Origin of the sequence: Rhodococcus sp. MSC1_016 (genome assembly GCF_023667485.2) — a bacterium.
In the GTDB taxonomy this organism is placed as follows: Bacteria; Actinomycetota; Actinomycetes; order Mycobacteriales; family Mycobacteriaceae; genus Rhodococcus_F; species Rhodococcus_F oxybenzonivorans.
Map to the genome: position 1 here is coordinate 3,580,462 of NZ_JAMOZI020000001.1, position 24,672 is coordinate 3,605,133.

General features: G+C 62.1%; 23 protein-coding genes. 6 read left to right on the forward strand and 17 right to left on the reverse strand.

Annotated elements, in window-relative coordinates:
• Nucleotides 1–10 precede the first annotated feature (10 nt).
• The 11 genes from L1080_RS16500 to L1080_RS16550 all read right to left on the reverse strand — a co-directional run bounded on the left by L1080_RS16500 (nucleotide 11) and on the right by L1080_RS16550 (nucleotide 12,035).
• Nucleotides 11–760, reverse strand: a complete 750-nt coding sequence (locus tag L1080_RS16500) for an SDR family NAD(P)-dependent oxidoreductase (protein ID WP_159920644.1) — start codon at nucleotides 758–760, stop codon at nucleotides 11–13.
• Nucleotides 757–1,938, reverse strand: coding sequence for an LLM class flavin-dependent oxidoreductase (locus tag L1080_RS16505; RefSeq protein ID WP_250776039.1), 1,182 nt, complete (start codon nucleotides 1,936–1,938; stop codon nucleotides 757–759). Before L1080_RS16505 ends, L1080_RS16500 begins: the two co-directional genes overlap by 4 nt.
• A gap of 93 nt (nucleotides 1,939–2,031) precedes the next feature.
• Nucleotides 2,032–2,475: a hypothetical protein gene (locus L1080_RS16510; protein WP_250776041.1), complete on the reverse strand. Its 444-nt coding sequence runs from the start codon at nucleotides 2,473–2,475 to the stop codon at nucleotides 2,032–2,034.
• 271 nt (nucleotides 2,476–2,746) lie between these two features.
• Nucleotides 2,747–3,346: a TetR/AcrR family transcriptional regulator gene (locus L1080_RS16515; RefSeq protein WP_159920638.1), complete on the reverse strand. Its 600-nt coding sequence runs from the start codon at nucleotides 3,344–3,346 to the stop codon at nucleotides 2,747–2,749.
• 247 nt (nucleotides 3,347–3,593) lie between these two features.
• Nucleotides 3,594–5,069, reverse strand: a complete 1,476-nt coding sequence (locus tag L1080_RS16520; RefSeq protein WP_250776043.1) for an aldehyde dehydrogenase family protein — start codon at nucleotides 5,067–5,069, stop codon at nucleotides 3,594–3,596.
• Between the two features lie 50 nt (nucleotides 5,070–5,119).
• Complete coding sequence (locus L1080_RS16525) at nucleotides 5,120–5,956, reverse strand: SDR family NAD(P)-dependent oxidoreductase (RefSeq protein ID WP_250776045.1); 837 nt, start codon at nucleotides 5,954–5,956, stop codon at nucleotides 5,120–5,122.
• 2 nt (nucleotides 5,957–5,958) lie between these two features.
• Nucleotides 5,959–7,539, reverse strand: a complete 1,581-nt coding sequence (locus tag L1080_RS16530) for a class I adenylate-forming enzyme family protein (protein ID WP_250776047.1) — start codon at nucleotides 7,537–7,539, stop codon at nucleotides 5,959–5,961.
• Between the two features lie 5 nt (nucleotides 7,540–7,544).
• Nucleotides 7,545–9,107, reverse strand: coding sequence for an AMP-binding protein (locus L1080_RS16535; RefSeq protein ID WP_250776049.1), 1,563 nt, complete (start codon nucleotides 9,105–9,107; stop codon nucleotides 7,545–7,547).
• A gap of 38 nt (nucleotides 9,108–9,145) precedes the next feature.
• Complete coding sequence (locus L1080_RS16540) at nucleotides 9,146–10,231, reverse strand: LLM class flavin-dependent oxidoreductase (protein WP_159920628.1); 1,086 nt, start codon at nucleotides 10,229–10,231, stop codon at nucleotides 9,146–9,148.
• Nucleotides 10,232–10,318: 87 nt separating this feature from the next.
• Nucleotides 10,319–11,233, reverse strand: a complete 915-nt coding sequence (locus tag L1080_RS16545) for an LLM class F420-dependent oxidoreductase (protein ID WP_250776051.1) — start codon at nucleotides 11,231–11,233, stop codon at nucleotides 10,319–10,321.
• Between the two features lie 37 nt (nucleotides 11,234–11,270).
• A complete protein-coding gene (locus L1080_RS16550) occupies nucleotides 11,271–12,035 on the reverse strand; it encodes a hypothetical protein (RefSeq protein WP_005260868.1) in 765 nt (254 codons plus the stop codon).
• 210 nt (nucleotides 12,036–12,245) lie between these two features.
• Between L1080_RS16550 and L1080_RS16555 the strand changes: the two genes are divergently transcribed.
• The 6 genes from L1080_RS16555 to L1080_RS16580 all read left to right on the forward strand — a co-directional run bounded on the left by L1080_RS16555 (nucleotide 12,246) and on the right by L1080_RS16580 (nucleotide 17,759).
• On the forward strand, nucleotides 12,246–13,397 hold the full coding sequence (locus L1080_RS16555; RefSeq protein ID WP_159920625.1) for a thiolase C-terminal domain-containing protein: 1,152 nt from the start codon (nucleotides 12,246–12,248) through the stop codon (nucleotides 13,395–13,397).
• Nucleotides 13,394–13,810 (forward strand): Zn-ribbon domain-containing OB-fold protein, encoded by a 417-nt coding sequence (locus L1080_RS16560; protein WP_250776054.1) that lies wholly within the window; start codon nucleotides 13,394–13,396, stop codon nucleotides 13,808–13,810. The genes L1080_RS16555 and L1080_RS16560 overlap by 4 nt, the downstream gene beginning before the upstream one ends.
• A 31-nt stretch (nucleotides 13,811–13,841) precedes the next feature.
• Entirely contained in the window at nucleotides 13,842–14,546 is a 705-nt protein-coding gene (locus tag L1080_RS16565; RefSeq protein ID WP_201453535.1) for a TetR/AcrR family transcriptional regulator, read from the forward strand.
• 182 nt (nucleotides 14,547–14,728) lie between these two features.
• Nucleotides 14,729–16,351 (forward strand): AMP-binding protein, encoded by a 1,623-nt coding sequence (locus L1080_RS16570; protein WP_250776056.1) that lies wholly within the window; start codon nucleotides 14,729–14,731, stop codon nucleotides 16,349–16,351.
• A gap of 50 nt (nucleotides 16,352–16,401) precedes the next feature.
• The gene (locus L1080_RS16575; protein WP_250776058.1) at nucleotides 16,402–16,884 is read left to right on the forward strand and encodes a nuclear transport factor 2 family protein; all 483 of its coding nucleotides are present in this window, start codon (nucleotides 16,402–16,404) and stop codon (nucleotides 16,882–16,884) included.
• A gap of 17 nt (nucleotides 16,885–16,901) precedes the next feature.
• Nucleotides 16,902–17,759 carry an LLM class F420-dependent oxidoreductase gene (locus L1080_RS16580; RefSeq protein ID WP_250776061.1) on the forward strand — a complete coding sequence of 286 codons (858 nt, stop codon included), beginning with the start codon at nucleotides 16,902–16,904 and terminating at the stop codon, nucleotides 17,757–17,759.
• 25 nt (nucleotides 17,760–17,784) lie between these two features.
• On the opposite strand, the gene L1080_RS16585 is transcribed toward L1080_RS16580, so the two are convergent.
• The 6 genes from L1080_RS16585 to L1080_RS16610 form a co-directional block, all read right to left on the reverse strand.
• Nucleotides 17,785–18,762 carry an ABC transporter ATP-binding protein gene (locus L1080_RS16585; protein ID WP_250776073.1) on the reverse strand — a complete coding sequence of 326 codons (978 nt, stop codon included), beginning with the start codon at nucleotides 18,760–18,762 and terminating at the stop codon, nucleotides 17,785–17,787.
• The gene (locus L1080_RS16590; RefSeq protein ID WP_250776075.1) at nucleotides 18,759–19,766 is read right to left on the reverse strand and encodes an ABC transporter ATP-binding protein; all 1,008 of its coding nucleotides are present in this window, start codon (nucleotides 19,764–19,766) and stop codon (nucleotides 18,759–18,761) included. Before L1080_RS16590 ends, L1080_RS16585 begins: the two co-directional genes overlap by 4 nt.
• 28 nt (nucleotides 19,767–19,794) lie before the next feature.
• Complete coding sequence (locus L1080_RS16595) at nucleotides 19,795–20,598, reverse strand: ABC transporter permease (RefSeq protein WP_250776088.1); 804 nt, start codon at nucleotides 20,596–20,598, stop codon at nucleotides 19,795–19,797.
• A 121-nt stretch (nucleotides 20,599–20,719) separates the two neighbouring features.
• Nucleotides 20,720–21,844, reverse strand: a complete 1,125-nt coding sequence (locus L1080_RS16600) for an ABC transporter permease (protein ID WP_284708725.1) — start codon at nucleotides 21,842–21,844, stop codon at nucleotides 20,720–20,722.
• Nucleotides 21,845–21,871: 27 nt separating this feature from the next.
• Entirely contained in the window at nucleotides 21,872–23,461 is a 1,590-nt protein-coding gene (locus L1080_RS16605; protein ID WP_250776094.1) for an ABC transporter substrate-binding protein, read from the reverse strand.
• 270 nt (nucleotides 23,462–23,731) lie between these two features.
• On the reverse strand, nucleotides 23,732–24,562 hold the full coding sequence (locus tag L1080_RS16610) for a mycofactocin-coupled SDR family oxidoreductase (protein WP_250776109.1): 831 nt from the start codon (nucleotides 24,560–24,562) through the stop codon (nucleotides 23,732–23,734).
• Nucleotides 24,563–24,672: the final 110 nt, after the last annotated feature.

Here is a 24,672-nt window from a genome sequence, read left to right on the forward strand (position 1 = left end):
GTTCGACTCGTTATCCCGTTCCCGTCGCGCCGCCATCGAGCACCAGGTCCGTGCCGGTCACATACGAGGATTCATCGGAAGCGAGAAATACTGCGCCTTCCGCGATCTCCTCGGGCTCACCCGGTCGGCGTAACGGTAATGCGGTCCACCGGTCTGGATTACGTTGTTCGGAGCGTGGAATGTTCACTCCCAGCATGGGACCGGTGATGGCGCCCGGTACCAAGCAGTTTACGCGGATCCGAGACGGTGACAACTCCGCGGCCGCGACCCGTGTCAGGCCGCGGATTCCCCACTTGGTCATGCCGTATGCCGCATGTCCGGCGTGTCCCGCCACTCCAGCCGTTGACGAGACATTGATGATCGATCCTCCACCGGACGCGATCATGAGTGGAGCGACAGCGCGAATACCGAGGAATGCGCCCTTGAGGTTCACCGCGATGATCGTGTCGAGTGCGTCGTCGCTCTCCTCGAGTATCGGGCGGGCCCAGTATCGTGCGGCATTGTTGACGAGCACATTCAAGCCGCCGTAGCTTTCGTCGATCGCGGCGACGGCCTGCTTCCAGGAGTCGGTATCGGCGACATCCAGGTGCATATACCGGACATCTCCATCGATCTCCGCGGCTGTAGCGAGTCCGAGTTCACTGTTCACATCGGCGATGACGACCCGGGCTCCCTCACGGGCGAACGCCCTCGCTTCGGCAGCGCCTTGCCCCTGTGCCCCGCCTGTGACGAGAGCGGTCTTTCCGGCGAGCCGGCTCATACCGTGGCTGCGGTCCGCTGCCGATCTGCCATCGGCAGTCGAAAATGCGGAATGACGTGCTCTCCCCAAGCCTTGATGGTGGCCATACACACGTCCTGCGGGACGGTACCCATCTGGATCAGGCAGAGGACTTCGTCGACTCCGACCTTCTCGAGTTCCTCGACATACTTGATCGCGGTGTCGACCGTCCCGTAGGCATGATCGATGTTGAAATTGGCTGCGGCGAGCGATCGTTCGGAGTATTGGGGTCGGTCACCGCGGTCGAAGGCAGCCTCCTCGGCAGCGGCCTTGGCACGCATGTACGCGATGTTGTCCTCGTCGACGGTCGCGCCGGTGGGCGGCTTCGCGCCGCCGAGATGCCAGTAGCCGATGGACTCACCGAAGAAGCGCTGGCCGCGGGCCCCGATCTCCTTCGCTTGCTGCTCGTCGTCGAGGACGATGGTCGGACACAGTGCGACGAAGTGGTCGTTGGTGACATCCGAAACGAACTTCTCGCCTGTTCGGCTCTTCACCCGGTCCCAGTAGAGCTGGTGCTGCATCTTGATGCTGTCGAGTCCGCCGAAGCCGAACACGAGCGCACCCACTCCTAGCTCGGCGGAATGCACAACGGTGTCTGGCTTCGTGCTGGCGAGGAACAACGGCGGATGCGGGGTCTGGACAGGACGAGGGAGCACACGGAGGGGGGAGTTGCCCTCCGGTGCTTTGATGTCGAGGAGCTCGCCGTGGTATTCGAAGTCCGGTGACCGCCATGCCGCTGAGATGATCCGGAGCGCCTCCTCCACCTGTGCAGCGGTTTCCGCAGGGTTCACGTTGCACATCGCCGCTTCCTGCAGGGTGCCGCCCCGGGCCGCGCCCAGATTGAGCCGGCCGTTCGAGAGGACGTCGAGCATGGCGGCCCGTTCGGCCACCCGAGTCGGGTAGTTGAAGTTGAACGGCATGCAGACCGCACCGTGTCCGATCCGGATACGTGACGTTTTTGCCGCCACTGTTGCAAGGAACAGTTCAGGGGCGGACATGTGCGAATAGTGCTCGAGACCGTGATGCTCGACCGCCCAGACTCCGTCGAAGCCCATCTCCTCGGCATAGACGGCTTGTTCGATCGAATCAAGGTAGGTCTGGCGCTCTTTCGCGGGCGTCGGATCGGCGATCTGCGCCTCGAAAATCATGGAAAACTTCATGCGTGAATCCTTTCGTAAGGTTTGGCCAAGCGATTGCTCGCAGGTTGACGACACAGATCGGCTCTGGCTGGACGGGGTGATTCAGACTGCAGGTCAGGCGGCGCGGAGGGCACGGCCGGACGCCGCGAGGGTAGCCACTCTGCGACCGAGGAGGCTGACGCTCGACGCAAGTGTGACGTCTTCGAATTCGACGGTGCCACCGGGGCGGGCAACGGTGCCTCCGTCGCGTTTCGTGATGGCGACGCCAGAGCCCACGACATATCCACCGCAAGCGCGAACGGCGCGCGCGAGAAAGTCGAGGTCGGTAGCAGAGGCAGCAGCGGAACCTCCGATTACGACGATGCCCACAGCCGCGCTCCGCAAGACCTCGCGCTGACCGACCTCGGCGAGAAGGCTCTTCATACCCTCGATGCCGACGGGACGATCTCCCGCTTCGACCAGGAAGACGATGCCATGGGACGAAAGTCGCAAATCACCGCCGCCGGCGGGGCGGGCGGACGCGATGTCGAAGATGGAGTGCAGGGCCGCGTCCAGCATCGGACGGCCCCCCTCGACTCCCGGCGCGCCTGCATCCCGAAAGGCATACGCACACAGGCGGGCATTGCCGCGGACTGCCCGCACTTCGCCGTGATGGGCCAATCGCGGCGACGTCCGTGCAGCCCCCCGGCCGTCGAGACTACAACCGCGAGAAAGCCGGGGAGCGAAATCTGCAGAAACCAACATCAGGCGAATCCTCCGAGAAGTGGGGTACGCCCATGTAACCCTGATCACAGCGTCTAGTCAAGAGGCAGTGAGTCTAGTGAAATTCTCAGCGGTCGAGCGCGGCCATCCACATCGCGGCCAGCACGTCGACCGCCTCCTCGACGTCCACGTCGGAATCAGGCGCTGACCACTGCATGAACAGGCTGCCAAGCTGGGAGAAGATCAGCAGAGCACGGATCCGAGCCTGCTTCGGCGTCCACCGCCCAGTGGCCGACAAGGCCTTCGCAATCCTGTCCGTCTCGAAGTCGAAACTGCGGGCCCGACGGTCCCCTATCTCCCGCTCGACACCGGCGGCCTCGTACACGACTATCGAGATGTCGCGGGTCGTTTGCCAGATCTTCACGATCTCGCGAAGCCAGGCGCGGAAGGCGTCCGTGCTGGGTTCCGCCAGGACGCCCGCAAATTGTGAGAACGGCTCCGCGTACACGACATCGAGCTCGTCGAGGAGCGCATCCACGACTTCAGCTTTGGTCTTGTAATGCAGGTAGAAGGTGGCACGTGTAGCCCCGGCCGTGCGGGTGATGTCCGTGACCGCAGTCGCGAGGTAACCGTTCTCCACGAAGCAGGCGATAGCGGCCTCCTTCAGCCGAGTTTTCGTCAGCTCCTTCTGGAGGTCGCGCATGTTCCCGCGCGCAGCCTTGGTCATCGCATAGTCCCGTCTTCCAGATACCGTTCGACCTGCAACTGTAGTTCACGGGCACCCCTCACTACGCAGGTGACGATGCAGGGCGGCCGTCCAGGATCGCGAGCCCGCTCAGGTAGAGACGTGAAGGACCGATTCAGCCCAACCTTCGACCCATCAGTTCGAGACCCAGTCGGTCCGCGACACGGATATCGATGTCTCGGATTCTTCGCGGGGGAACTCTGTCATACACGGTCGCCGAAGTCCGATGCTACCCGTGCTCGATCCACACACTCTTGTGCTCGAGCCATTCGTCCAACGTAGTGGGCCCGTTCGACGTGCCCGTCCCGCTCTCCTTCTGTCCGCCGAACGGAAGCGCCCAATGCAGTCGGCGATACGTATTGACCCACACGGTGCCCGCCTCGAGTCGGCGAGTAAACCGGAGCGCGCGCGAGAGGTTCTGGGTCCAGACGCCGGCAGCGAGACCGTATCCGCTGTCGTTGGCCAACCGGAGGGCGTCGGCTTCGTCCGCGAATGGCATGGCCACAGCGACCGGCCCGAAGATCTCCTCCTGGCACACCCGAAGTTGCGGATCCTCAGTGAGAAAGAGCGTGGGTTCGACGAAGTATCCGTCGCGCAGTGGACTTTCGGGCGGAAACAACTCGTTTCCGCAACGCCCGCCGAACGCAAGCGTCGCTCCCTCTTGCCGTCCGATCTGCAGGTATTCGCGGACCTTGTCGTACTGGCCGTCGAACGCAAGGGGGCCCATGTCGGTCTGGGAGTCCAGGGGGTTCCCCAGTACCATCGCGGAGGCTCTCGAGCGCAGTCGCTCCACGAAATCGTCGAAGATCGCTTGCTCTACGAGGATTCGCGATCCTGCGATGCAGGCCTGCCCTGCGCTGGCGGTGTAGATTCCTGCCGCGACCACATCGGCCGCATGCTCGAGGTCGGCGTCCGCGAAAACGATGTTCGGCGACTTCCCGCCGAGTTCAAGTGCGAGGGATTTGATGTTGGCCACCGAGTTCTCGGTGATTCGTCGCCCAGTCGCGGTCGAACCGGTAAAACTGATCTTACGGACATCTGGATGCCTCACCAGTGCCTCACCGGCACTGGAACCTTCCCCGGTCACCACATTCACCACGCCACGGGGAATCCCCGCCTTCTCGAGAAGCTGCGCAGCGACGAGCACCGAGACCGACGCCCGCTCAGGAGGTTTGACGACGATCGTGTTGCCTGCGGCGATCGCCGCGGAAACCTTCGCCAGGAACATCGCCAACGGCGCATTCCACGGGATGATCAGACCGACCACACCGAATGGTTCACGTACCGAGTAGGTCGTCGCGGAGTCCGACACGAGGACCGTGTCGCCGGTGATGGTCTCGGCGAGCCCGGCGTGGAACTCGATCTGCGACGCGGCGCCCGCAATGGCCGGTTCCGCCTCTCGGCGCGCTCGTCCGTTGTCGGTGGCGTCCAGACGCCACAGCGTATCGAGATTGTCGCGGACGGTTGCTGCCCAGGACCGAAGCAAGGCGGCACGGGCTGCAGCCGGGAGGGCGCGCCAGGAGTCGAGCGCCGACTTCGCTGCGCGTACCGCGTCGTCGACGTCACCCGCACCGCCGGCGGGGATTCGTGCCCAGACCTGACTTGTCGCCGGATTCACGCTGTCGATCCACTGGCCGTTGTGCGACGGCCGGAGTTCGCCGTCGATCAGCTGCAAATAATCGATCGAATCGTCGTGGATCGTCATGTCGTGTCCCTTCGGGGCGGTAAGCACAGTGGGTCAGCGAGCGGAACCCGCTACGCGGTTGTCCGTGCGGCGGTGCCGGCGTTGACGTCGATGATGCTGCCGGTGATGTGTGGGGTGTCCGGGCCGATCAGGAACATCACTGCTGCGGTGATCTCATGCGGCTCGAGCAGGGCGATCGGCTGCACATGGTGCAGGCGCAGCGCAGGCTCGACATCGTCCCAGGACGGATTTGCGAGATCCGGGCGCATTGCGCGGTACAGAGCCTCGTTATGCACCATCTTGGTCGAGGTGTTGCCTGGGGCCACACCGTTGACGGTGATCCCGAACTGCGCCAGATCTTGCGCCGCGGCTTTGACCAGCCCGATCGCTCCCCATTTGGAAGCGACGTAGGGGACTGACCCCGGAACCGCGGTTCTGCCTTGATTGGAGGTCGTCACGACGATGCGCCCGTATCCCTGAGTGATCATCTGGGGACTCACTGCCCGCATGCTGTGGAAGACGCCGGTGAGGTTGCTTCCGAGCACTTCGTTCCAGACGTCGAAGTCGGCGTCCTGGATCGACCCGCCGCCGTAGACCCCGGCGTTTGCTATCAGGACGTCGATGCGCCCGAACATGTCGACGACCTTGTCCACCGCGGAGAGTGTCTGCTCGCGGTCGGCGACGTCACACACCAGGCCGAGCGCACGAGTTCCACACTCACGGACGAGTGTTTCGGTGTCCCGGAGGTCCGTCTCGTCGGCCTGCGGGTAACCGATGCACGGTACGTCTGTACAACGATCGAGTAAGACGACGTCAGCCCCCTGACGCGCGGCCGCGACGGCGTGTGAGCGCCCTTGGCCTCGCGCGCCACCCGTGACGACAACGACCTGACCTTCGAGGAAACCCATTTTCAGCCTTTCACTACCGAGGAATCAACGAGATGCCCGAACTGTTCGACAAGCACTCGTCGCAGAAGTTTGCCCTTGCCACCGGAGCCGTCATTGGCGTGCGGCAAGCTGTCCACCACTTCGATGTGGTCCGGCCTCGAAGCGGGCGCCAGTGCAGCGGCGAGGCGATCGGCGATTTCCTCCCGGTCGAGCTCACATCCCTGCTTCGGTGCCAGCACCAGCAGTATCTGCGGATCCGAATCCTGAACAGGAAGCCCGACAGCACCGGCTTCAGCTACCCCGTCCACCCGGGATGCTATGTCTTCGATCTGCGCGGGGAGAGTGAGAACGCCGCCTCGCTCGATAGCGTCGGTTCGCCGCCCGAGAACCGTCAGCCGACCGTGCTCGTCGAGCGAACCAATGTCGCCTCCGACGAACCATCCGTCCCTGAGCGCCTCATTCGTGGCGTCGGGTTGCCCGTAGTAGCCGGCCGACACGTGGGGTCCACTGATCTGGACCTCCCCCACCGTGTCGATCACGGGCGCGCCGGTCGTATCGACCACCCTGACGGCACCGCCGAATCGGGCCCACCCGACCACTCCGTCCGGGACGCTCCCGTCGTCGCGACGGCCGATCACGCTGTACGGCGCCTCGGTCTGACCGTAGTACCCGTACAGCTCCAGGTTCGGGAGACGCCGGGAGATCCGTTCCTTCAATGACGTCAACAGCGGTTCGCCGCCGAGCATCGCCACACGCAGGGAGCTGAGGTCGACCGCTTCGTGATCCGCAGTAGACAACAGCTCAACGAAGAAGCTCGGTGTCACGCTGATATGGGTGATGCTCTCCCGCGGCACAGTTTTGAGGAACTGTTCCGGTCCGAAGTTGTCCTCGAGTACGAGTGTGATTCCGGCCGCCAAGGCTGGCGCGGCGACGGCAATGAAGCCAACCCCCCAGATGATCGGGCCGGTTCCCAGCGCCGCCTGCCTCAGTACAGGAATATCTGCCCACAAGCCTTGAGCGATGGCGATTCCCGAGGCGTGCGTGTACTGCACGGCCTTCGGCAATCCTGTCGTACCCGAGGTGAAGAACAAGGCGAGCAGATCATCTCCCCCCGCACCGAGCGGTGGTTCGGTTTCGGGAGCCTCCATCGTCAATTGGTTGAGGTCGACCGTGTCGTGGCTGTCCGGTGCGGCGCCGGTTCGGATCCAGGTGCGGACGTGTTGGAGCATGGGCCGCAACTGGTCGATGACCTGGTCGAACTTCGCATCGTAGACGAAGGTGGTGGCCTCGATCTTGGTGACGATCTGCTCGAGCGTGTCGAGAGTCCAGTACGGGTTGAGGGCACAGAGAACGGATCCGATTTTCGTCTGCGCCAGGTAGATCTCAGCGACCGAGAGTGTGGAGTCGAGCAGTGTCGCTACACGTTCTCCGGGACGTATGCCGGCCGCGAGGAGCGCGTTGGCGGTTCGGTTGACCCGGCCGTCCAGCTCGGCGTAGGTGAGTCGCTCTCGGCCGCAGTACGCCAATGCCGGCATATGAGGTGCTCGATTGCGCTGTGCGGACAGGATCGCGTAGCCGAAATTCGAGTAGGGCGTCCCATTCATCGATTTCACCTCGTCATCTCGCTAGTAGCTGCTGTGGTTTCCGGAGTCGGTTCACTGCCGGGGTATCCGCCACCTCCGTGCTGTACGTCCAGGAGGTCGTAGTCGGGTACGAATCCGCGCCTCGGGATCGTCTCGACGAAGACCACCGACTTCGGCTTCTTGTACGACGCGACCTGGTTGCGCACGTGCGCGATCAGCTCCTGCTCGGTCACCGAAGCCGACGCGTTCCGCACCACGATCGCGACCACTGATTGGCCCCAGATGCTGTCCGGCCGGCCGATGACTGCAGCTGAATCGACGTCGGGATGCCCGAGTAGGGCGCGTTCCACCTCGGCCGGATAGATGTTCTCGCCTCCGGATTTGATCATGCGGAGTTTGGGGCCGACAAATGACAGGGTGCCGTCGGATTCCCTTCTTCCGAGGTCACCAGTGTGGTACCAGCCGTCTCGGAATCGAGCGGCGTTGAGATCAGGACGGTTGAAATATCCGTTGAACAGGTGCATTCCGCGGGTCGCGATCTCACCGACGTCGCCGGTCGACACATCTCGTCCGTCGGCATCGACGATGCGCACCTGCATGAGTGGACTCGAGCGTCCGTGAGTACCCAGCCCGTCGATGCCGAGAGCGTGGTAGGTCAGCATTCCGCCGACTTCCGTCTGTCCGTATCCGGCATTGGATCGGCCCCACGGGCTCCGATCGAGGGTAATCATGTGATTCCAGGTCGAGCCTGCCGGACCGAAGTGCAGACTCGACAGGTCGTATCGATCGTCCCCGTTGGCGGCAACCAACTGATCGATCATCGCGGGAAACAGCATGGCTCCCTGGCAACGCTCCCGCTCGATCAGTTCGCATGCCCGTCGGGGATCGAACTGGGGGAGGACGACGTTCGTCCCACCGCACACGAATGTAGCCACCGCGAACATCCAGGTGCCGATGTGGAAGAGCGGACCACTGCCGAGGAAGACGAACCCCTCTGTGATCTGGCGTTGGACAGCGACGACCAAAGAGTGACTGATCAGCGCTCGGTGGGAGATGAGTGCACCGTTCGGGCGTCCGTCGAACGCTGCGGTGTACAGAAGCAGGACGGGATCCTCGGCGTGGATCGACTCCGATGAGGGTGCCGGAGTCGATGGAAAGGACGCCGACCACCGCCGGTACTCGTCGGCGGAGTCGTCGCTGCAACGCACCCACGGGGTACGGTCGTCACCCAGACTGTCGTGGAGGTTTCCAACTATCTTCGGTTCCGAGAGGATCAGTTTCGGCTGGAGATCGTCGATGACGAAACGGAGCTCGTCCGCACTTTGCCGCCAGTTCGCCGGGCACAGGATGGCACCCACTTTGCCTGCCGCAATGAGCAACTCGAAGACACGGTGAGAGTTAGCTCCGATCCACAACACGCGGTCACCGGGATGCACTCCTTCGCCTGTCAGGGCGTTCGCCAGTCGGTCCGTCCGTTCATCGAACTCGGCGTAGGTAATCCGCTCGTCGCCGTCGACGATGGCCACCATGTCACCGCGGCCACGGCGGTTTTCCCGAACGATGTCGGCGAGGGACAGCTCTGAATACACGAGGCGCCTTTCACAGGGGTGGATGGTGCACGGCAGTGTCAGCGGAACGCGGGAATGACTTCCTTCGCGAAGAACGTGATCGCCTTCGCCATCTCGTCAAACGGCATGTGCCGGGTGCTGCCGAAATCGCACATCAGGTGGTTGAAGCCGAATTCCTGCAACATCGCGACCTGGCCGATGACCCGCTTGGGATCCCCGATGACTTCGAGTTGCTCCCAGCGGAAGTCGTTGCCGACCTCGCCGCCCTTCAGGTAGCGGCCTTCCCAGAACTCGAAACCCTTCGCGACCTCACCGGTCTTCGAATCGATCGGGGCACTCTTCTCGTTGAAGATGCGCGACCGATCGAAGGATGCCTCGAACGCAGCTTGATCCTTCCTCGCCTGTTCGACGGTCGGCGCGAGCCACACCGACCGCGACACGACGAGGTCGGTGTCCGAGGTGTCATATCCGGACTCCGCCGCGATCCGATGCCACGTCTCGGCTGCGTTGTGGATCTTCTTGAACGGCGCCGCAGGATCCGCGAGGATCGGCAACCCGCGCCGGGCGTACCGCTCAACTGTTTCGGGGCTTACCGCCGCGACGTAGATCGGCGGGTGCGGATTCTGAATCGGCTTGGGTGTGAGGGAAACCTCGCCACTGCGGTAGAACTGGCCTTCGTGCTTGAACGGGTCCTTCGTCCACAGTCCTGTGATCACTTCGAGTCCCTCGTCGAAGCGATCACGGGCTTCCGCCAGACTCATCCCGAAGCCATCGAATTCGATACTCTGATATCCACGGCCAAGGCCGAGATCGAGTCGTCCGTTCGACAGCAGGTCCAGCTGGGCAGCCTGCTCGGCCACATGGATCGGGTTATGCAGGGGCAGCACGACCACGCCGGTGCCGAGGCGGAGCCTCTCGGTTCGAGCCGCGAGGTAGCCGAGCATGGTGAAGATGCTGGGGACGGTTCCATAGTCCCGGAAATGGTGCTCGGACACCCAGACTCCATCGAACCCGAGTTCTTCGAGTAGGTCGGCCACCCGGAGGTTGTAGTCGTACACCTCCTTGATGCTGTTCCTCTGATCGGCGCGGTGAAAGAGCAGGAAGGCAGAAAACTTCATCGGTCGGTGCTCGACAGGAGCATTCATGGTGGACAACCTTTCTTGCGCTGCCGTGGCGTAGTGCCGCCAGGATGGCGCTCAACAATTCATGTGGGCAGGAACAACGCGACGGACTTATCGATCGATCACACGTGCACCGAACTCTTCGATCGACTTCAGCAGCGAGTCTCGGTCCGTACCCGCGAAGGGGACTGAAAGCCAATCGACACCGGCCTCGGCATATGTTCCGACGTCCTCGCTCAGCTGGTCGAACGTGTCGAGGTCCGGGCTGTCGGTCATACGCATCCCGAACGGGACAAAGCACACGTCCGGGCGGCCCCTTCCGGCGTCGAGAGCGCTGGACCGGAGATACTGAATACGGTCGGCCAGTTCGTCGATCGTCTCCAGTCCCGGCGTTCTCGTCAGCTTCGCTGCTGAGGCAGGTTGCGGCATGGGCATCCACCCTTGTCCGAACTCGACGACCCGACGAATCGCGCGTTTACTGTTCCCGCCGAACCAGATCGGGGGATGCGGGGACTGCAAAGGCGCGGGCCGCATCGTGTGTTCGACCACCGAGTACGGAGGATCCTCGACGGTGACCGACTCCCCCGACCACGCCATCTTGATCAATCGCAGCGCTTGATCGGTGCGCTCGCCTCGATCGTCGTAGGCCAAACCCAACGCGGCGAACTCGGATCTGAGGTATCCCACCGCTGCTCCGAAGATGACCCGCCCCCCGGACAGTACATCGAGGCTCGCCACCGCTCGTGCCGTAAGGAACGGATTGTGATACGGGAGCACGAACACATTCGTCAGGAGCCGGACCCGGGTGGTGCGTGCGGCCGCAAAGGAGAGTGCGACCATCGGGTCGAGGGCTTGGTGACCTCCCCGTGACAGCCACTTGTCTTGCGGGAACGGGTGGTCGGTGACGGACACCGCATCGAACCCCGCTTCCTCGGCAGCGCTCGCGACGTCAGCGACGGCGTCAGCGGTGAGGAACTCCGAGGGCCTGTCGACCTGATCGGTCGGGAGACCGAGTACGAAGCGCATCAGATCCTTCTTTCATTCACCACAGAAATGGGATGGCCTACTTCGGGGCGAGAACGGATCCTGGGAACGGCGCCAGCAACGTCTCACGCCAGGGCCCATCGAGATACTGTCGTGCACTCTTGCGCCACTCGACGAGCCTGGGGTCTGCGGTCGCTTCGGCATCGAGTCCGACTGCGGCGTCGTATGCGCGCTGCGTCTCGAGATGACTGTCGATGTCCGTTCCCCAGAAGGTAACCACCTCAGTGTCGGAGAGCATGACCTCGTACAGCCCGACGAGTCGATGGCCGTGGTCGGCGAGAATCGGAGCCCGCTCCTCGCGCACGGCAGCGAGATAGTCCTGCGCTGCCCCGGGGCGAACCTGAGCGATCTCGTGCAGGAAAAATGGCGCCGTGTACTGCTCCGCTCGCAGTTCCTGCAGATCAGGCGTGCCGCGCACCGCACCCATGGGGCGGGAGAAAGCCTTGTGGCGAAGGTTGTCGATACTGGACAGGAACAGTTCCGGCTTCACACCGTTGTAGATGTCCAGCTGCTGGCGCCAGCCACCGTCCCACCCGCCGTGGCAATCCCACAATGTGACGGCCTTGAACTGTTCGTGTCCGGTGATTCCGATCGCGTAGAACGCGCCGACCAGGTCGATCGCCCGTGATCGGACCGACAAACCCTGCGTCAGCTCCGCATCGGAGTCCGTCCGCTGTTCGTCTTCCTTCTTGTAGTTGACCAGCCACTGAAGATACTCCCGCGGGTTCGTGGAGTTCATCGGGTGGAAGTAAACCTCTTCGAGGAGATAGATGCCGCGTGCCACTCTTCGTCCCTTCATCGAAAACAAGCAACTGCTTGCTCAAATATTAATGTACGAGTCCACCCCATGCGGGGTCAATGCCGACGAGTAACCTTTGACAGCTCCCGCCTGCGAACCTAGCCTTGCATAAAAACCAAGCGCTAGTTCAAATGGAGTCTAACGTGACGATGAGTGAAACGGGAAGCATCCGCACAAATACCCGAGGCAACCACAGTGCGTGATCAGAGTGCGATTGCCGGCGTCGGCCGGACGCCGTTCTACAAGAACTCGGGCGTGAGCACGCTCGAACTGGGACTTCGGGCCATCACAGCGGCGCTCGACGACGCCGGCCTCGAACTCGGCGATGTCGACGGCTTGATTACCCACAGTGTGGGCGACGCCGTCCCAGCGTCTGCGGTAGCCCATAGCCTCGGAGTCGACGACCCCCACGTCCTCCTCGACCTCGTCGGTGGAGGCAGCATGTCGGCCGCCGCCGTCGGTGCCGCTGCCATGGCAGTCACCAGCGGCCAGGCCGAGGTCGTAGTGGTCTGGCGAGCATTGAACGCCCGCTCCGAGTTCCGGATGGGCGGCACCGGCCGCTCCGCACCGACGTTGGTCGAGTTTCAATACCAGGTCCCGTACGGACTTCTCGCGCCACCGCAACAGTTCGCGCTCGTGGCACGCTCGTACCTGACGAGGTCGGGCGCAACCTCCGAAGACCTCGGCCGCGTCGCGATCAACCAGAGGTCGCACGCATTGCTGAATCCCCTGGCGATGATGACGACACCGTTGACGATGGACCAGTACCTGAATTCTCCCCTGGTCAGTGACCCGCTGCGTTTGTTCGACTGCTGCCTCGAGACGGACACCGCGGTGGCTGTTGTCGTAACATCCGCGGCCAGGGCCCACGACCTGCGTCGAACCCCCGTCCTGGTCAGCGCCGCCTCCACCGGCGGCGGCCACAGCCTCTACTCCGGCAGCAGAACGGACTTCTCGACCAGCGCCGCCCGCGAGATGGCGCCACGACTCTACGCACGCGCAGGTATCAGCCCGGAAGACATCGACATCGCCGAACTCTACGACGCATTCACACCGCTGGTACTGATGCAGCTCGAGGACTACCAACTCGCGCCGCGCAACGAGGCAGCAGCTTTTGTGGCCGCCGGCGAGACGACCTTCGGCGGGAGCCTGCCCGTCAACACACACGGAGGACACTTGTCCGAGGGCTACGCGCACGGTCTCAATCATGTCGCCGAAGCAGTGCTGCAACTGCGTGGAGAGGCTGGACCGCGCCAGGTCGAACACGCTCGAACCGCCCTGTGCACCGGCCAGCCCGGCTATGTCTCCGGTGTCACCTCGGCCCTGATTCTGAGAGGTGTCCGATGACCGGTTCGTACGGCGATCGCGACTCGACCACCTGGTGGCAGGCTTTGGAGCGACAGCAACTGCAGGTCCAACAGTGCACGTGCGGCGTACTTCGATGGGCGCCCCGAGCTCTGTGCAACGTGTGCGGCTCCTTCGACTGGGAATGGTTCACGACCGAGGGCACAGGAACCGTGGTGACGTGGACGGTCACGCATCGGGCCTTCTCCCCCGGTACCGCCGTGCCGTTCGTGGTGGTGCTCGTCCGACTCGACGCGGGCGAAAATCTACTCCTGCCCGGCGGCTGGACCCGAGACACACACGGATCCGACTTGACAGTCGGCCTCGAAGTGGTCGCTGAGTTCACCTCGTCCGCCCCGAGGGACGGCGACCCATCCACACTGATTCGCTGGAAACCAGCGAACCAAGCAAACTAGCGCTTGGGTGAAAGTAATGCATACTGTACCTATGGCACCCAAATCGCGAACCACCCTGCCTGCACCCGCGACAATTCCGCGACGCGGAACACGGCGACGGACGGAGCAGGGAGAAGCCAGCTCCCAGCGGCGCCAGGCTTTGCTGGACATCGCGGCCGACCTCTTCGCTGAGCAGGGCTTTCGCTCGACGACCGTACGCCAAATCGGTGACGCAGCGGGGGTTCTCTCGGGGAGCCTCTACCACCACTTCGAGTCGAAAGAGGCGATCGTCGACGAGATCTTGTCCGCGTACTTCACCAGCCTCATGGCGACGTACGAGGAGATCGTCAAGAAGGATTCGGAACCTGCGGTCGCACTCCGCCACCTCGTGAGGGCGGCTTTCAATTCGCTCGATGATCACCGCGCCGCCATCACGGTAATCCAGAACGAACGCGGGTATCTCAATCAATTTCCACGCTTTGCGTACGTCGCCGAGTCCGAGGCCGAAGTCAGGCGGATCTGGACCAAGGTTCTCGACGACGGAGTGGCATCCGGGGTCTTCCGAGAGGACCTCGATACCGCGATCACATACCGATTCCTGCGCGACTCCTTATGGGTCGCCGTGCGATGGTTTACACCATCCGGACGCCTGTCGGCGGATCAATTGGCCGACCAGTACCTGAAATTGGTAATGAGCGGCCTCGAGAAGCCTAGCAGCGCTTGGACGAATCCAGACCGGCCCTTGTTCTCGGGCTGACAACGAACACCCTGAACGTAGCCGCGTGTCCAACCGGCTGTCGCACCGAAGGCCGTCACTGCAGTCGAGTGGCGGCCTTCGGCATTTGCGTCAACGCAAGAACTTCCCTCAAGCCTGACGGTGTGAGAAGGTTGATGCTTAACCAAGCGATTGCTTGTTTTAGTCGAAGGGAACACCGTCTCATGAACGAAATCCCCGAGTGGGGAACCCTCCCCCGAATGCTCCGCCAGCGTGCAACCGCCCATCCTCAGTGTGTTGCCGTCGTCGATGGGGACACCACGCTCAGCCTTTCCGATATTCGAACTCAGGCATCCCAGGTCGCGCGAGCTCTCATCTCCCGAGGCGTCGTCGCAGGCGATCGAATCGCGGTGTGGGCACCGAACTGCTGGCAGTGGGTGGTCACCGCCTTCGGAATCTGGGACTGCGGCGCTGTGGTCGTTCCTCTCAGCACGCGGGGAAAGGGGATCGAGACCGCAGAAGTTCTCCGTCGAACCGGATGCCGGGTGCTCGTCGCAATCGACGAGTTCCTCGGTGCCTCGTATGTCGATCAACTCGCTACGGCCGTGGGCGGCCCTAGCTCCGACGCCCCCTTCGCCGATCTCGCCGACCTGCATACACTCGTGTTGCTCCAGGGTGACAGGAACCTTCCCGGCACGTTTTCGTGGGAGGCGTTCCTCGATCTGCACGACACGGTTGCGCTCGAGGCCGCGGAGAAGCGTGCTCTGGCGGTCGAACCCACCGACATCTTCGAAATCCTCATGACGTCCGGTACGACGGGCCAACCGAAGGGCGTCATGCTCAACGGTGGCCAGATACTTCGAGCCTACTGGGATTGGGCCGAAGTCTGTGGGCTCGGCAAAGGTGACCGACTCGCGGTGGTCAGCCCCTTCGCGCATGGCTTCGGAATCAATGCCGGGATGATCGCGTGCGTCGAACGCCTGGCGACGATGGTGCCTGTCGCCGTCTTCGATCCGGATCGAGCGCTCGACATGGTCGAGAACCTCGGCCTGACGACTCTTGCAGGCCCGCCGAACCTCTTCAGCCGAATTCTCTCGGATCCCGAACTCGATCAACGGGATACCTCGTCGCTCCGCTGGGCAATCGTCGGCGCTGCGAGCGTTCCGGACGAACTCGTGATCGCACTGCAGGACCGACTCGGGTTCGAGCGAATCACTAACGCGTACGGCCTGATCGAAGGCTCGGTGGTGACGATGACCCGGCCGGGCGACCCGACGGCCGTGGTTGCGGGCTCGGCCGGCCGAGTAGTTTCCGGAATGGAGATCCGCCTGGTGGACAGCGACGGCGCACCGGCCCGCACCGGTGAGCAGGGCGAGATCCAGATTCGCGGCTACGGAGTGATGCAGGGGTACTGGGACGCCCCGCAACTCACCTCCGACGCATTCACCTCGGATGGCTGGCTCAGTACCGGCGATGTCGGTTCACTCGACGATGAAGGCAATCTGCGGATTGTCGGGCGGACAAAGGAGATGTTGATCGTCGGTGGTTTCAACGCCTACCCGGCAGAGATCGAGAGCCTCCTCCTACACAACCCGAAGCTCGCTCAAGCCGCAGTGATCGGCGCGCCGGATGATGCTCTCGGTGAGGTCGTCTGGGCGTTTGTAGTTCCACATGCAGGCGAGAATCCGACTGAGGAGGAGATCGTCGCATGGGCCCGAGCGAACATGTCGAACTACAAGGCCCCGCGTCGTGTCCTCGTTCTGGAAGCACTCCCAGTCACGGCGAACGGCAAGATCGCCAAGGCGTCACTGCGGGAGCGTATCGATCAGCTGAGAACCTCGGTCTGAGCTGCAAGGGCCTGCCCCGCATCGACATATGGCCGCGACGAGGAGATCACGTGAAATTCGATGACTACCGACAGATTCAGAAACTGATCTACCGGTACCCCTATCTGCTCGATGCTGGGCGGCTGCCTGAAATGGGGGAACTATTCGCACACGCCGACATCTACATCGATGGAAGTCTCGCCATTCGACGCGACGCGCGAGCTGTGGCGGACTTATGGGCACGCTACGTCAGGATTTACCCGAACGGCACCCCTAGGACACATCACATCGCTACGAACCTCATCATCGAGGATGACGGTCCCGACATGATTCGTGCGCACTCCTACGTGCTCGTCGTCCAGAACCCGCCAGGGGTACCACTCAATCCCATTACTGCAGGCGACTATCTCGATCGGTTCGTCAAGGTGGGAGACGTCTGGCGTTTCAGTGAGCGTCGAGTGGGGAACGACCTGTTCGGCGACATGGCACATCACCTCCTCGAACCGATGAACATCCGCGACGATACTCGACCGCAACGATGGGAGGACGTGTGATGCACGCAGGTGTCCAAATGTTTCCCTCCGCAGACTCGATCACTCCGACCGATTTCGCGGCAAGTGCCGAGCAGTTCGGGTTCGAGTCGGTATTCTTCCCGGATCACACGCACGTCCCGATCGGAGACGGCGCTGCGGGCTACTCAGGCCACGATGTCCCGGAGTATTACCGAACAACGATGGATCCGGTCGTTGCCATGACAGCGGCCGCCGCGGCGACGACCCGAATCAAGGTCGGCACCGCAGTGTGCCTGGTAGCCCAGCGTGACCCGATCATCCTGGCGAAACAGATCGCGTCCATCGACCAACTGTCGGCCGGGCGCGTAATCCTGGGTGTGGGCGCCGGCTGGAATGACGAGGAGATGCGCAACCACGGTACGGAACCGTCAACTAGGTTCAGTTTGATTCGTGAGCGGGTCGAAGCCATGAGCGCGATCTGGCAGCAGAAGGAAGCGTCGTACCAGGGACAGCATGTGCACTTCGCGCCCATGTGGTCGTGGCCGAAGCCCGTACAGCGCCCCCGTCCGCCCGTACTTGTCGGAGGTGGCGGCCCGACAGTACTGAAGCGAGTCATCTCCTACGGTGACGGGTGGATGCCGTTCCGGGAAGGGACCGATCAGGTGGGCGATCCCCTCTCGGGGGAGGTTGAGGAGTTTGAAGCTGAACTTGGTTGGCGGGTCGGCGAGTTGCGGCGGCGAGCCGACGCAGCTGGCCGGCCTCGCCCCTCGGTCACCTTGTTCAACGCCTGCCCACACACGAACGCGCTCGACAGGTACCGGAACATGGGGGTGGACCGAGTCGTGTTCTGGCTGCCGACTGCAGCCAAGGACGCCACTCTGGAAACGCTGCAGCATCTCAGGGCATTGCTTGGGTAGGTGGAAAGCAGTCGGCAGGCGACTGTCAGCTCAACGGAAAGTGACACGACACGTATCGGTGTTCACCGATCTCGGTGGCTAGTGGCTCCACTTCCGCGCAGTACGTGGTGGCACGGAGGCACCTTGTACGGAATCGGCAGCCGGATGGCGGTGAGATTACCGACGGCATCTCTCCGACCGGTGCAGCCGCTTCGGTCGTGACCTCGGGGTCGGGAACTGGCAGAGCGTCAAGGAGCATCTTTGTATAGGGATGTTTGGGATCGGCGAATAGTTCGGCTGCCGGTCCGATCTCGCACACCTTGCCGAGATACATGACCATGACTCGGTCGCTGACAATGCGTATGACACTCAAATCGTGGGAGACGAAGATGAGAGTGAGTCCATATTGATCCTTGAGATCCTCGAGGAGGTTCACGATCTGAGCTTGGACCGAGACATCGAGCGCCGATACCGGTTCATCACAGATGATCATCTCGGGTTCGAGTGCGAGGGCCCGCGCGATGCTGATGCGCTGGCACTGTCCGCCTGAGAACTCCCCTGGCAGCCTGTCACCGGTCGCGTCCGGATCAAGCCCGACTGCTTCCATCGCGCGGTGCACCCGCTCGTCCCTGTCTGCTAATCCCCAGATGGCGAGGCCCTCGGCGACTATGTCGCGCACTTTCCGGCGCGGGTTGAGTGACGCGATCGGATCCTGCAGGATCACCTGGAGCCGTCGTCGTACAGATCGCATCTCCTTGTCCGACAATGTGGTGAGGTCACGGCCGTCGAAGCGGACAGTCCCTCCGGTCGGCCTCGGTAGTTGGAGAATCGCTCGCGCCGTCGTCGACTTTCCGCACCCGGACTCTCCGACGATTCCGAGGGTCTCGCCACGGCGGACGTCGAAGCTGACCCCTGCGACAGCGCGCACGACGTCCGATCGTCCGGACCGGAAGTCAACTTCGAGCCCGCTGACCTCCAGTAAAACCTCCGCAGTCGGTGTAGGAGACGTTTCTGTAGTCGTCATCGCACAATTCCTTCATCGCGGGGAACCTGTGTTGTGTTTGGGTTGTGGCATGCCAGACGATGAGCGTCACCCACCGAGAGGTAGGACGGTGGAACTACGCAGTCGTTAACGGTGTGCTCGCAGCGAGGAGCGAATCGGCAGCCTGATGGCGGATTCACCAGGTCGGGTGGACGTCCCGCGATCGAATGCAACCTGGAATGTGGCACCGTCCCGGCGTGGGGGGTGGATCGGAACAACGCGGAGGTATAGCGATGCCGCATGTTCCGGAAGAGTGTGCCGGTTGGCGCTGATTCGACGAAACTGCCGGCGTACATGACGGCAACGTGGCCTGTGTGCTGAGCGACCACGCCCAGATCATGAGTAATAAGGAGCATTCCCATGTCCCGATCCCGTTGGATCTCGGTCAGCAAGTCCAGGATCTGCCGTTGAACGGTCACGTCCAGTGCCGTGGTCGGCTCGTCTGCAATGAGCAGATCCGGCTCACAACCAATTGCAATTGCGATCATGACACGTTGCCGCATGCCGCCTGAAAGCTCGTGCGGATACTGATCCAGTCTTCGCCGCGGATCCGAAATCCCCACCTGGGCGAGTAGGTCAGCCGCATTATCCCAAGCCTGCCGCTTCGTTCGGTGTAGGTGGTAACGCTGTGGGTCTGCGATTTGAGCGCCGATTTTTCGAACGGGGTTGAGCGCAGTCATAGGGTCCTGGAAGATCATGCTGATTCGTGGACCCCACAGGTGTCGCTTCTCCTCCGGTGTCATGGTTGCGACATCACAACCGTCATAGAACACCCGCGACTCGGATGACACAGAGGCATTCTGGGGAAGCAGATTCATGATGGTCCGCACGAGCACTGACTTTCCTGAACCGGACTCACCCACGATGCCGAGAGCCGCACCCCTCTCGAGAGCGAAAGACACTCCGTTCACAGCGCACACAGAACCCTTCGGGGTGTCGAACCGGGTCGTCAGATCTCGCACTTCCAGTAGCGCATTTCTACTCATAGCCGCTCTCCGCACTCGTCGCAGGAATCTAGAGTTTCCGTGATCGTGGGTCCCAACGTCGCTGCGCCCAGTCGCCGATTCGGTTGAGCGAGAGCACTGTCAGAAAAAGGACAACGCCAGGCACGAACACCAAATGGGGATGTTTCTCGAGGTCGTTCTGGCCGGAGGCGATCATGTTGCCCCATGTCGGTTCGGGCCGCTGGATACTCAATCCGAGGAAACTCAAAGAGGACTCGGCAACGATGAGAACGGCGACGACGACGAACGCGTACGCAAGGGTCGAAGCCAAGACGTTCGGGGTCAATTCGCGTGCAAGAATCCGTGAACTCCGCGCACCGAGCGCCCGCGCCGCGAGTACGAAATTCCTCTGGGAGTAGGCCATCGTGTTGGCACGCGTCAGGCGGAAGAACGCCGGGATAGCGAGCACTCCGAGAACCAGCGTGACGTTCTTCATGTTCGGTCGAACAACCGAAGAGAGCGCGAGCAGGAGAATCAACGGAGGAAAGGCGAGTAGCGCATCGTTGAGGAAATTGAGCGCAGCGTCCACCTTGCCCCGGTAGTACCCCGCGGTCAGACCGAGGACGCCGCCGACCACTACTCCAAGGAGTACGGCTCCGAAGCCGACGACCAGGGAGGTGCGCGCTCCGTAGATCACCCCACTCAAGATGTCCAGTCCTTGGCGGTCGGTGCCGAGCGGATGTCCAGAGAGGATTTGAGGGGGCTGAAGGATCGGAGCATCCAAGGTCAACGACGGGTTTCGGCCCTCGGCGAGTGGGAGGAAGTCTGCGAGGAGAGCGACGATGACCTCCACAGCGAGCCATCCGACGCTCAACCACAGTCCAAGATGTCGAACCCAGACTTTGATAGATGGACTGCGACGTTCCGGATGCACCGGAGAAAGTGTCGTAACGGCCGAGTATCGTTCGTCATCTCGGGTCGGCTCTTCTATGCGTTCAGACACGGACATGGCGGGTCCTCGGATCCAGGTACAGGTACGAAATGTCGACCAGGGCATTCACAAGCACGTAGAGGGCGGCAACGACGAGCACTGCGGCCTGCAACACCATGAACTCCTTTTTCGCCACGCTTTCGACGATCAATGTGCCCATGCCCGGGAGGCGGAAGATCGTCTCGACGATGACTGTGCCGCCGAGCAACCTGCCGAAACTGATGCCGGCGACAGTGACCAATGAGAAGGTCGACGGTCGGAGCGCCTCCTTGACCAGAATGTGCCGTACTGGCATCCCTTGTGCGCGCGACGCCAGTACGAAGTCGTCATTGAGAGTGGTCGCCATGTCGCTGCGGAGCAGGCGCGTGAGCTGAGCGCTTTCGGCGAGCCCCAGCACGAGAACCGGGAGGAAAATTGTGCGGAGATTCTCGGCCAGACCGTCTTCACCGATCCGAGCGAACCCTTGTCGTGGAAAGTCCGGTAAGAAGACCGCAAGGACGAAACCGACCACGAACACGCCCAGTGCGAATATCCGGATGCCGCGGCGTCCCTGTGCGGTCAATTGTGCACCCCGCCTGCCGACCGTCGTCGCTGCCAGAACAACGGTAGCGATCACACAGGCCGCAAGTATGAGCCCCTTCACCGCCTCGGGACGAAAGACCGCGAAATAGATCAGGATCAGCGCCAGCAGGAAGCTCGGTACCGAGATCAACGCAAAGGACAGCCCCGACGCAACCCGATCGAATGCACGACCGTACCGGTATGCCGACCATGTTCCTACCGGTATCGAAATCGCCAGCGCAAGAAGAACCGACAACACAGCGATCTCCAACGTCACGGGAAGACGCGTAGCGATCAGGGTCGAGACATCCTGGATGGGTGGCACCAGCGTCTTACCCAGGTCTCCGTGTAGAAGTCCATTCAGCCAGTCCAGGTAGCGCGCGAACCACGGGCGATCGAGACCGAGGTTTTCCCGAACTGCGGCGTACTGCTCAGGGGTCCCTTCGGCGCCGACGACGGCAACTGCCGGGTCTCCAGGAACGAGTTCGATCAGAACCGCCGTACTCACGCTTACAACGATCAGGACAGGAATAATTCTCAGGAGCACAGTGGCAACCCTGTGGAACATGACAGACCTCCTCCAGTCGCGTGACTCCTATGAACCTGTGACGAAAGCCTTGTCGTAACGGAGCACGCTCCCCCGTGTCAGGAGCAGTCCACCGACGCTATGGGAATGAATGTTGTCTTCCTCGTAGGCGGCGAAATTGGCAATAACCGGAGAGTCATTGAGGATTGTCTGCATGCGGCCGACGATTTCCTTCTGCTTGTCGACCGTGTCCGCGGCACGGAGGTCTGCCAACGCTGCATCCATCCGATCGTCGGCGTATCCGTAGTAATTGGATTTGCTCTGACTGTTCAGCTGACGATTCATCAGAGCCCACAGGCCCTCATTGGTGTAGTTGGGCCCCCAAATGACAAGGTCGTAGTCACGGTCGGAAGCAACCCTTCCCAAAACCTCCGCCAAGGACATGTCGGTGTTCAACTCGACCGCAATGCCCACGTTCTCGAGAAGAGCCTTGACTGCAATCGCTTCATTGACCCGGATTGGACTGTTATCCGCCAGCAGTCGAATGGACCCGTTCCACCCTGAACTCTTGACCTCGTCGACGAGCCGCTTGGCCGCGTCGGGGTCGTACGCGGGCCCCTCCTCCCCGGAATACAGACCAGGAGTCGACTCCTGAATCAGCGCCGAGGTGGCCAATGCCGTGCCATTGAAGACGCGGTTGTTGATGGCCTCGGGATCTATTGCCGCAGTGATCGCTTTGCGAAGCCGAACGTCGGCGGTGGGCCGGTTCGACGCCGAGTTCATAACGACGCCCTCGCCATAGTTGTAAAGGGTGGGCAAGCTTTCCATTCCCTCCGCTCGCGCTTCATCAATTGCGGGAGGTTCACGGAGAAGAGCGACGTCGAGCTCACCAGTACGGAGTGCATCCAAGGTGGCATCGGCGCCCGAGATGCTGATGAACCTCAGCGTCCCGATACACACAGGCCCGCCCCAATAGTCGCTCTTCGCGGCCATGACGATCTCCTCACCTGGCGTGTACCGCACAAGCTCGTAAGGACCGACTCCCGCACCTTGGGGGTTGAGTGCGAACTGATCAGGCCCCATCGCGTCGACGATTCGTGGATTGGTCACCATGCCGACGTCGGTCGCGAGAACGTGTGGGAAGCTCGGATATGGGCCGTCGAGTGTGAAGCGAATCGTCTGCGGGTCGACGACGTCCATAGAGGCGATCGTCAGCGCTTCGCCACGAGACACTTGGGTATTGCTCGGCGATTGGTGGCGCTCGATACTTCGCTTGACATCGTCGGCTGTGAGAGCGTCACCGTTGCCGAACTTCACCCCGTCACGGAGCTTCATCGTCCACACGGTGTGCTCTGCGTTGGAGTCCAAAGCTTGCGCGACCTGCGGTTCGTACGTTTGCGTTTCGGCGTTGTACGTGATCAGGCTGTCGAATAGTGCCTGGATTTCTGTGCCTCCGCTACCGGCAGCACCGGGTTGACCTACGGGGTCGAGTCCACGCGGCGACAGCAGCGTTCCTTGCGTAACCGATCCACCGATTCGCTCGGGGGTGCACGTGCCAGTTGCCGCCGTAGCCTCGTCACCACCGGAACCACCACATCCGGCTGCGCTCAACAACATCACAAGCGCTGACGCCGTAACGACGGCTTTCCGCAGTCTCATGCAAGTCCTCCTCAGTGGTGCGCGAATGCGCCAAAACGGAACGGAAACGTTAGTTTGCGAAGTCGTCGACTGGAAGAGGTCCAACCTGCGTGAATGACAGGCTGAAAATTCGCGACGGCCTTCGAGTAATAGTTGGTCGGTGAAGCCCAGGTCAGCCGTGCGGTCGGTCCCGTGGAGCACGGGCGCCAACGGTCGACTTCACAAGGTCGCCGCACGAGGGTGAGCAGGCGCGGCCGCGAGCCGGAACCCCGACACCTGAAGTCGGTGTTGCTACTTCGCCGACATTCCAGCGTCGACGGGCAGGGCCACACCGGTCACGTAGCGCGACTCGTCCGATGCGAGCCACAGCACGGCATTCGAGATATCGGTCGCATCCAGCCAGGGAATCGGCATCATCAGAGTCGACATGAAGCTTTCTCGGACATCATCCTTCGTGGGATGCTCTTTGTCCGGCGCGAAGACCTTGAAGGTGGTGTCGTTGATGATCATCTTGGTGTCGACATTTCCGGGATGCACGGTATTGACTCGGATATTGTGCTCGGCGAGTTCCATGGCGAGTGAACGTGCGAGGCCGAGTACACCGTGTTTGGACGCGGAGTAGCTTCCGTAGTTCGGTACGCCTTTGAGGCCGGCTGCGGAACTGGTGATGATCGAGCCGCCCTCGGCTTGCTCTAAGAGGTACGGGACCGTCGCCTTCACGGTGTGGAAGACTCCCGTCAGATTGACGTCGATGGTGGTCTGCCACAACTCGTCGGTCATTTCCCAGATTTTCGCCGGAGTTCCGAAGATCCCTGCGTTGGCCACAACGACGTCCAAACGGCCGAGCTCAGCGACTCCTTGGCGAACAGCCTCGGACACGGCTGCTTGATCGCGAACGTCGACCTTCTGTGCAACTATCCGCCGGCCGGTCTTCTCCACCAGGGCGACTGTCTCGTCGAGATCTTCAGGGGAGGCACTTTCGTAGGGCACGGTCTCCACGTCTTCGAGAATGTCCAGTGCAATGATGTCCGCGCCCTCCTCCGCCAGCCGCAACGCGTGGGATCTGCCCTGACCACGTGCGGCTCCGGTGATGAACGCGACCTTGCCAGCTACCCGTCCCATGGTGAATATTCCTTTCTCGCTATGTCGGTGTCGACCGGATCGGTCGATGCCGTTCTCTCACTTCGCGACGTGCGTGGATGGACATGTGCGGACACAGGGTGCGATCACCC

What these genes read in the sequence shown, in the direction of transcription:
- L1080_RS16500 (WP_159920644.1), bottom strand. Translation starts at nt 760, where the DNA reads ATGAGCCGGCTCGCCGGAAAGACCGCTCTCGTCACAGGCGGGGCACAG.
- L1080_RS16505 (WP_250776039.1), bottom strand. Translation starts at nt 1,938, where the DNA reads ATGAAGTTTTCCATGATTTTCGAGGCGCAGATCGCCGATCCGACGCCC.
- L1080_RS16510 (WP_250776041.1), bottom strand. Translation starts at nt 2,475, where the DNA reads ATGCTGGACGCGGCCCTGCACTCCATCTTCGACATCGCGTCCGCCCGC.
- L1080_RS16515 (WP_159920638.1), bottom strand. Translation starts at nt 3,346, where the DNA reads ATGACCAAGGCTGCGCGCGGGAACATGCGCGACCTCCAGAAGGAGCTG.
- L1080_RS16520 (WP_250776043.1), bottom strand. Translation starts at nt 5,069, where the DNA reads ATGACGATCCACGACGATTCGATCGATTATTTGCAGCTGATCGACGGC.
- L1080_RS16525 (WP_250776045.1), bottom strand. Translation starts at nt 5,956, where the DNA reads ATGGGTTTCCTCGAAGGTCAGGTCGTTGTCGTCACGGGTGGCGCGCGA.
- L1080_RS16530 (WP_250776047.1), bottom strand. Translation starts at nt 7,539, where the DNA reads ATGAATGGGACGCCCTACTCGAATTTCGGCTACGCGATCCTGTCCGCA.
- L1080_RS16540 (WP_159920628.1), bottom strand. Translation starts at nt 10,231, where the DNA reads ATGAATGCTCCTGTCGAGCACCGACCGATGAAGTTTTCTGCCTTCCTG.
- L1080_RS16545 (WP_250776051.1), bottom strand. Translation starts at nt 11,233, where the DNA reads ATGCGCTTCGTACTCGGTCTCCCGACCGATCAGGTCGACAGGCCCTCG.
- L1080_RS16560 (WP_250776054.1), top strand. Translation starts at nt 13,394, where the DNA reads ATGACCGGTTCGTACGGCGATCGCGACTCGACCACCTGGTGGCAGGCT.
- L1080_RS16565 (WP_201453535.1), top strand. Translation starts at nt 13,842, where the DNA reads ATGGCACCCAAATCGCGAACCACCCTGCCTGCACCCGCGACAATTCCG.
- L1080_RS16570 (WP_250776056.1), top strand. Translation starts at nt 14,729, where the DNA reads ATGAACGAAATCCCCGAGTGGGGAACCCTCCCCCGAATGCTCCGCCAG.
- L1080_RS16580 (WP_250776061.1), top strand. Translation starts at nt 16,902, where the DNA reads ATGTTTCCCTCCGCAGACTCGATCACTCCGACCGATTTCGCGGCAAGT.
- L1080_RS16585 (WP_250776073.1), bottom strand. Translation starts at nt 18,762, where the DNA reads ATGACGACTACAGAAACGTCTCCTACACCGACTGCGGAGGTTTTACTG.
- L1080_RS16590 (WP_250776075.1), bottom strand. Translation starts at nt 19,766, where the DNA reads ATGAGTAGAAATGCGCTACTGGAAGTGCGAGATCTGACGACCCGGTTC.
- L1080_RS16600 (WP_284708725.1), bottom strand. Translation starts at nt 21,844, where the DNA reads ATGTTCCACAGGGTTGCCACTGTGCTCCTGAGAATTATTCCTGTCCTG.
- L1080_RS16605 (WP_250776094.1), bottom strand. Translation starts at nt 23,461, where the DNA reads ATGAGACTGCGGAAAGCCGTCGTTACGGCGTCAGCGCTTGTGATGTTG.
- L1080_RS16610 (WP_250776109.1), bottom strand. Translation starts at nt 24,562, where the DNA reads ATGGGACGGGTAGCTGGCAAGGTCGCGTTCATCACCGGAGCCGCACGT.